Origin of the sequence: Arthrobacter globiformis, from assembly GCF_003261175.1 — a bacterium.
GTDB lineage: Bacteria > Actinomycetota > Actinomycetes > Actinomycetales > Micrococcaceae > Arthrobacter > Arthrobacter globiformis_A.
This window is the reverse complement of record NZ_QLNP01000018.1, coordinates 1-351: the sequence shown is the minus strand read 5'-3', so window position 1 is coordinate 351 and position 351 is coordinate 1. Positions and strand designations below refer to the sequence as shown.

The window sequence follows — 351 nt, the reverse complement described above, 5'->3', positions numbered from 1 at the left end:
ACATCCAGGAAGTCAGCGACGTCAACGAATTCCTGATCAAGGAAATCGAGCACTTCTTCACCCGCTACAAGGACCTGGAGCCCGGCAAGTGGGTCAAGGCCGAAGGCTGGGCTGACCGCGCCGCCGCCGAAGCCGAACTTGAGGCTTCCATCAAGCGTTACGTGCCCGCAGCACACTAGAGATTAATGTCCGACGGCGGCGCTTGCGGTTCCCTGTGAACCGCAAGCGCCGCCGTCGTCCCTTAACAGCGCGAACTGGCAGCTGATGCCCTCAAATTGGGGTTTTGAGAGCATTAACTGCCAGTTCGCCCGACCGTGAGATCCGTAACGTCCCGTCAGCTCCCAGCTTGCC

General features: G+C 59.8%; 1 protein-coding gene. It reads left to right on the top strand.

Translation table 11 applies throughout. From position 1 onward, the window contains the following. The coding region (locus DBZ45_RS02455) for an inorganic diphosphatase (RefSeq protein ID WP_190242972.1) at positions 1 to 179 on the top strand (179 nt) is incomplete at its 5' end. Positions 180 to 351: the final 172 nt, after the last annotated feature.